At 47.4% G+C, this 7,092-nt stretch carries 6 protein-coding genes; 2 read left to right on the top strand and 4 right to left on the bottom strand.

What is annotated here, in order from left to right:
- A partial coding sequence (locus NTV65_03005) for a hypothetical protein (protein MCX6114172.1) occupies nucleotides 1-1,019 on the top strand: 1,019 nt, incomplete at its 5' end.
- Between the two features lie 119 nt (nucleotides 1,020-1,138).
- Here NTV65_03005 and NTV65_03000 read toward each other — a convergent pair.
- Together NTV65_03000 and NTV65_02995 are read right to left on the bottom strand one after the other, a co-directional pair.
- Complete coding sequence (locus NTV65_03000) at nucleotides 1,139-1,678, bottom strand: hypothetical protein (GenBank protein MCX6114171.1); 540 nt, start codon at nucleotides 1,676-1,678, stop codon at nucleotides 1,139-1,141.
- A 42-nt stretch (nucleotides 1,679-1,720) separates the two neighbouring features.
- Nucleotides 1,721-2,269 carry a hypothetical protein gene (locus NTV65_02995; protein ID MCX6114170.1) on the bottom strand — a complete coding sequence of 183 codons (549 nt, stop codon included), beginning with the start codon at nucleotides 2,267-2,269 and terminating at the stop codon, nucleotides 1,721-1,723.
- A gap of 175 nt (nucleotides 2,270-2,444) precedes the next feature.
- Here NTV65_02995 and NTV65_02990 point away from each other — a divergent pair, with 175 nt between their 5' ends.
- Nucleotides 2,445-2,984, top strand: a complete 540-nt coding sequence (locus NTV65_02990; GenBank protein ID MCX6114169.1) for a putative molybdenum carrier protein — start codon at nucleotides 2,445-2,447, stop codon at nucleotides 2,982-2,984.
- On the opposite strand, the gene NTV65_02985 is transcribed toward NTV65_02990, so the two are convergent.
- On the bottom strand, nucleotides 2,981-5,101 hold the full coding sequence (locus tag NTV65_02985) for a hypothetical protein (protein MCX6114168.1): 2,121 nt from the start codon (nucleotides 5,099-5,101) through the stop codon (nucleotides 2,981-2,983). The two genes, NTV65_02990 and NTV65_02985, sit on opposite strands and share 4 nt — an antisense overlap.
- The gene (locus NTV65_02980) at nucleotides 5,037-7,082 is read right to left on the bottom strand and encodes a hypothetical protein (GenBank protein MCX6114167.1); all 2,046 of its coding nucleotides are present in this window, start codon (nucleotides 7,080-7,082) and stop codon (nucleotides 5,037-5,039) included. The genes NTV65_02985 and NTV65_02980 overlap by 65 nt, the downstream gene beginning before the upstream one ends.
- Between the last annotated feature and the right edge of the window lie 10 nt (nucleotides 7,083-7,092).

Genomic DNA, 7,092 nt, shown 5'->3' with positions numbered 1-7,092 from the left:
TTCCGAACGTGCTTAACAAGATACGCCCTCATCCAGATTCAGTTGTTGTTAGTCTGGCCAAGGGGCTTATCGTGCCAAATTGGAATCCTTTGGAGTCTGAGCGATCACTACGTGATGGGCCTCCAGAGGGATCTAATGCGTGCACCCCACTTGAGTACATAGAGAAGCATCCAAACTGGAAGCATGTTGCAAGAAACTTGGTGTTCGTGGCGGGTCCTGGCTTTGCAAAGGATGTAAAACAGGGTGGATATGTAGGACTGACCCTCAGTGCCGTGAGTCAGGGTAGTGAGAGACCTACAGAGGCTCTTGCAAAAGCGTTCTGGGTCTTTAGTGGAATGAATGGGGATAGAAACATTGAGATCTACAACAACTCAACTGCGCTAGAGGTTGCATCTTCGATGAAGAACATAGCTGCATTCGCAGCGGGGATTATCCTCGGAATCATGAAAAATAATGGGGGCCTTGAGGAAGATGGAGCTGGCGGCTACAGAATCGTCAAACGGGTGAGCATCTCGCATGGGCCTCAACGGATAGAGCTTGACGATCAGACCCTTCATCGCCTCTCTCACTTTGCGAGTCGTGAGACGATCAATGTGGTCAAGTCTGAGGGTGGTGGAAAGGGCTCACAGCTTACTATGGCCGGGGGGTTCGACATGAACCTTACAGTAAACAGCCTGACAAGTAGAAATGTACAGGCTGGAATGCGCCTTGCATGTGGCGAAAACATCTATGAGATCATGACGAAGCTGGATAAAAATGGGCACAGTTTAACGGCGGAGGGCGTGATAGCTACGCACGCAATGGCACGCCGAATTCAAAACAACGACTCCGAGGCCTCTGCACCACTGGTATTTGCTATTAGAAATATCTTGATGAATAGGAGTACCCCTGAAGAGAGCATTGCTAATTATTTTACACAAACGAAGATTTGGACGGAGAGCGATGCTCTCTCAATATTGGATGGCCTCTCAAAGCCGCATGCGCTTCGAACCCATGCTCCGCTAGCCTCTCTTAACTAGGCGCATTCATTCAGGGCCTTTGATAATGCCGGTCTTTTATATTGGCTCTTTAGATCCCATATCTTGTTGGGGCAAAGTAGCGGCTGGATAGTGGTAGAATGGCGCGTTACGGGGCTATCCTATCTTTCTAGTGACTCATCTGGAGATGACTCGTCCCATTTTGAGAACAGATCAAGCTGCTTATTAAAAGCACCTATCAAATCTGTACTTACACCTTTCTCTTCGAAGAGACGTGCTAATGTCTGAGAGTGTACCATGTTTTCTGCATGCGTGCCTTGAGACCAGCGCTGTATGGGCTGTCCGAGATACTTCCACTTATTGCCTGCTGCAAGGGTTGAGATCTTGGAGGCACAGCACACCGCCGCCATCTCGGAATCGCCTCGGTGCAGCGCATTAAACACCTCGCTTTTTCTAACCAACCAATTCTCATCGCCGTGCCCCTTGCCAGGCTCCGTATTTGCCTCTATTAACGCCACAATCCGATTAACTTCATGCGGCGTAAAATAACCAACAAGCTTAGTATTGAATTCTCTGAGTATCTCATCCTTGGGCATCTTGATGTAGTTTTCAAAGGCATCGTGAAGAAATCCGGCAGCCACAGTTTGCGTGGAGTACTGTGCTGCAAGCAGCAGTAATCCTACCTCACTCGCGTGTTGCATCAAGGGCAGGGTCTCATTTGGCCCCCACCTACGATCGATCCCCTAGTATAAAGAGGCGGCCATACGAAAAGCTGCATAGCTCTGATGCGCCACTGGATCGCTCTCCTGCGATACGCTCTCCTTGCAATAACGCACGAAGCTTTCTGATTCGAGCGACTTAATAGTAGCAGGGCCGAACTTCGCCTCTATCTTATCTATAATAAGCAGTAAGCTCTCTGAGGAATCCGTTGCCCTTGACTTAGATTTAATGAAATTAAAGGGGTCCGAGAGTAACCCTGCCATTACATGTTCGATCGGAGCCTTCGCAACGATAAGTTGGATCCCACGCTCTATACTGGCCACGAATACCTCGTACCACTGTGTGCCCTTCTCGCTCCAGAGCGACTCCCCCCTCACCATCAGCTTGGTAGCGAACTTAAGGCAGTTCTTAAGGTCGCTTAGCTCTGTTGCTGAGTAGGCTGTTACTGTCCCGTCTGTTTGGACAGCGTGCTGATCGAATATACCTATCCTCGGCCCAAGCTTAGGAAAGGAGTGGGCTTGCAGATCAGTCGTACTATGATCGGTACTATGGTTTTCGTTCGGATGCATCATACTACTAAGGGATAATGCATAATGGGAGCTTAATCAACCTAACCTTATAGGTGGCCAACACCCTTACCTAAGCAATAACCTACAGTAATTGACTTAAAAGATGTGTATGCTGCAGTCCTTACGGATAGTTAGTGGAACGGCCCTCGGGCTGTTAGTTTTTGATTAGGAGGGGGTCATGCAGGGAGAATCTTTACTTCCAGAGAGCGCAGAAACAGAGATCGGCAAGCGTATCATCAACGTTGTTGCGGGTAAGCGTAGACTCTTTATCGTCAACGGAGGACAGAGTGGAGTTGATAGAGCGGCGCTCGATTCCGCCCTAAAACTTATGCTGCCCTGTCGTGGTTGGTGTCCCGATCAGCGCTGGGCAGAGGATGGGGCTATAGCCTCACACTATCCACTCACCCCGTGTGGTAGCCCAACTCCGGCGGTACGCACGGAGCTTAACGCCTACGACTCAGATGCTACGCTCGTGCTAACGCACGGCGCTCCAACCGATGGAACCAACCTCACCTCTGATAGAGCGCTGGCGCACGGTCGTCCCGTACTAATTCTAGATCTCGACGAGCAGCCCAACGTAGTACAATTTTGGGAGTGGATCAGAACACATGACGTGCGCATACTTAATGTGGGGGGCCCACGTGAAAGCTTTGCGCCTGGTGTTGTATACGCCCGCTCTCGCAAGATCCTTGACCTGTTACTTGATCCAACCCGTTAATACTCCGACAACCGCACCACCACAGATCTCTGCTCCGCTTCATGCCAAACACAAAAATACGAACTATGGCTTAAAATCTGCGCTTCTACAGCTTGCAATGAAAAGAGATCAGTCGCTGGATTATTAGTCCACGACTCCTCACTCGGCATGACCAGCCGAAGCTCTTCGACCTTCCAGTCAAAGTGTTGCCGCGTTAAAGCCTTAAGCAGATCCTCCCGTCTAAACTGCTTTAGAGGGGGCGGTGCAGCAGTAATTAAATCACCCCCAACGCGTTTCTCAAAAAAGAACAAGCAGTCTTTCTCCATGGGCGCCAGACGTCCTAACCCTGCACCTCCGCGAGCCACAAAATAGGGCTCCTCGTAGGTTACCACCTCTTTCTTAGCTGCACGGTAGATTGCAGGAATTCTAAGAATTTCAATTGTATTTAAGGAAAAAGGCATCACAAAATTTGCAGAACCAGTAATAAGTGTATCAGGATCAAGTAGTGCAAAACGTTCATGATGAACTGTGTAGGTAGAGTCGCGTCCGGTGTACGCACCGATTAAGTTCGGGAACTCACGTTGAAGTGGAAAGATCTTAGTAAAAGTTGGGGTCCACGAAAGCCTGTCAGCAGGATCTATTGAATGCCATAAAGGTTTTGTTTGAGATGAATTTTTTTGAGTTACGTAAAAAGTTCCACTTAATCCGAGATCTAACTGCCCTGCTTTAGCTTTACGTCTTAGTTGATCAAAGAAGCACAAGTTACGGCCGTATCTGAAGCAAGAATTAGTGATTGGCGACATATAGAGAGATAGCTTATTCGATGTTCGGTCAAGCAGATCAAGTAGTATGCCGTAGGCATTTGAAACCTCGCCCTCTTCTGTTCTAATGGCCGTATACGGTCGTTGAGCTGACGCAACATAGCTCTTAGCGCGCTCAGAGTTATATAGCAGTACAAAGTTGTGCCGCCGATCTACTCGTAGAGGGTAAGAAACTGCTGTGCGCAGAGTTACGAAAATGGCATCAAACATCTGCGCCACTTCATTACTTCTATAGGTTACTGTAAGCCCCCTACTTCGATATTTTGTATCGCTCACAAGGTTCAAGTTGGAGCTGATAGCAAGCGAATCACCAATAACAGCAAACTTAGTGTGCATCTGTAGGATCCCTTTATAAGGACCAAGATGACGACTACCCTTATTCCAGAACCAAGGAGCAAACCTAAATTTATAGGGCTCTGGATAATTACCTGGATAGAATGCCCTCTCACCGGCATTAACAATTGCGTCGATATCGCTACCAGCATCGTGCAGATCGTCAAGCACTTGCAGAATATCTATCTCCTTAATCGCACTTACAGCTAATCTTATTCTTGGGCACTTTATGCCAGCGCGGCAGTCTTTGAGAGTTTTGTTAAGCTCTCTCATAAGTACATCATTAAAATTCTCATTTGGCCCAAAAGAGAGTGAAACCTGCTTCGGGGTAAGATCTGTACTCATCTGATCAACCCGCTTCGACTGACTCGAAGTAAGAAACGGATAAGCTGGTTTAATCTGCGTCTCACTGACTTCTACGACCCTACCTCCTGACAATCGAAGCAACATTCCTGCAGGTCTTGGTTCTTCAAGAATATAATCATTTCGGAGAATCACATCTACAAACTGTACAGTGATAGATTCTGGAGAATCTCCATCCAGTATAGATAAGTCTTTCGACTCGCAACGCAGATTTTTGTGATCATAGGCAAATCGGATTAAATTTCGGGGTGAGACGATCACAGACTGAAACTTCTGCCGAGGTAGTCTTGAATACTTTTCTACCGTCGCTGCGTACAAAAACTCACATCCACCTTGCACATGAGAGAACGGAACTGAGATCTTAATACTCCTTACATTCCGACCGTTTTCAGCAGGAATCTGTGATGGCTGAGGTAAGCTGATATCAACACGGTACTTCGGAAGTATCCAACTTGACTCAGAAGATTTACTTTGAAACAGACGGAAGATCGTGTTGCGCTCAACTTCAAAGAGAAGCAGCGTAACTAAAAATATCCCTAGAAGCGCTGTTAAAGATCTAAGGAGAGACCAACGCTTCCGCCGAAAGTCCGGCCTGAACAAGGTTGTAATATAGTGTGGCATAAGCAAACTCTGGAAGGTAAATGCGATCTGCAGCCCCAACGATCACTATCAGGTGGGGAGCAAGTCCTCTATTAAAATGGAGAAGTCCCCGCAAACGGCGAGGCATTGCTTTGTTTAAAGTCAGGCTGCCATTCGAAACTAGGAGATCAAGATACTCAACGATCTCTTCATATCGAGCTAGATCTTTAGCATGTAGCGCTGCTTTAACTGGTAAAATCAAAAGATCAAACCCTGATAACTGAACTCGCTGATTTAATCCTCCAGCTAAAGTGAGGCTCTCAACTCTCTCAGTCAATAACTTAGCCCGAGCATCTCCGACTGCGTTTGGACGGATAGGCCGCACCACCGACAACAGAATGTGTTCAAGAGTCTTGTTGGATGATTCTACGTAAGGAGAGATATGGTCTGGCACCATCCACCCTGGTTTAATTCCACTAGCCAATAGCGTAGCTCGGTCTAGCCTGACAGTATTGTTAGCCGGAATAACCCGTGCAATCCGATCAATCGCAACGGATTCATCAAACCTAGACCTGTATAGAGAGACCGTCTGGTCTGCTGTACAATCAAGCGTATTGATCCCGATCTTTTTCCAATTGAAATTAGCGCCGGTCAGACAGTAGATAGTCGCTACAATCGCTAGGCAGATCAGAATTCCCAACTCAAGAAGCATCACAGAGATTGGCCGCCAAGCCGTTACCCCGTCTCCAAGACGGAAGTAGGTAACTCCATAAGAGCTAAAAAGTGCGGCACTCAAAAGTAAGCACCCTGCTGTAGAACAGGGTCGAAAGCTACTTCCTGCCCTAATAAAATGACTCTCCATCAAGGTAAACACCCCAGACACTGCTGCCCGTACTAACAGCAACACACCGAATACAACAAAGAGCCATACTGATAGATCGATATACTCATTGTGCGGAGAGCTCCACGATGCCAGTTGATAACGAGCTAATAATGCAGGCAAGAGCAACGCACTACATGCAGCACTAACTACAACAACAACCACTGCGCGTCTTATGACTAACGACCTTTGACTGGCATCTCCGTAAACTAACATTCGCTGAAACACCCTACTAATCAGCCGTGATCCTCGTAACGCAAATGCAGAGGCGATATGCATCAAGCGGTGCGATACCAGTAGTGTTATTGCAAGGGAGGGATCTAAGAGTGCAAACGGCAGGTACAGGACCTTTCCAGCTAGTTCGAAAAAAGCCGGTCCACAACCACGAACAAACAGCGCCCGAACAACCCCTCGAATAACAGGCCGGGAAACTTGAGCATTAACAGCGGTAATCCCTTCTATACTTCTTCGAGGAAAAAGCAGCATCAAAGCAAAGAGAAGGAATCCAAATTTACAGAAAAGGTAAAGAATGGGTAAATTACAAACAATGGTTACAACGCCAACTAAACCCTCGCCGACTAAACACCAGAGCAGTCTTCGACCTTGAATTACTAGTCTCCTACTCTTAGCAGAATAGAGCCCCAGAAGGATTGCCACTTCAAATGGCAGACCAACAATCCACCCCATTAACATAGCGCGGTAAATCGGCGGGCTTGTAAAGTGTATTCCAGAAAACAAGACAATACAGAGCGCCATTACAAATGACGCCACTACTGACCATAAAACTACTGAAACGAGAACACTACTAATAAGCGCCGACTCTGATAGCCACGGGGCGCGCTTGTTACTGATTGCCTCAAGACAGCTCTCGCGCATACCAAGTGCAATCGCTAGCGCTGCGGTATGTAAGACACTTAAAACTGAAAGTACACCTAAAGACGAGGGGGGTAGAAAGAAGTAATGAGCCTTCATCAGTGCCAACGCCTCTGCAAGCTGCATTAACGAAAAAAATGCCCCGCGAATTAAAAATCGACTCGATGAAAACAACGAAACCCGGATAAGCGCCAGCGATAGCGGTGGGATCTCTGCAAGAAAACTCCGAGCAGCATCTTTCTGTTTGACGCCAGACAGAACCTTTTGCAAGGCAATGTGG

This window comes from Pseudomonadota bacterium, assembly GCA_026390555.1.
Classification (GTDB): domain Bacteria; phylum Bdellovibrionota_C; class UBA2361; order UBA2361; family OMII01; genus OMII01.
Note: the sequence above shows the minus strand (reverse complement) of the source record. Positions and strands in the feature narration are given on the sequence as shown.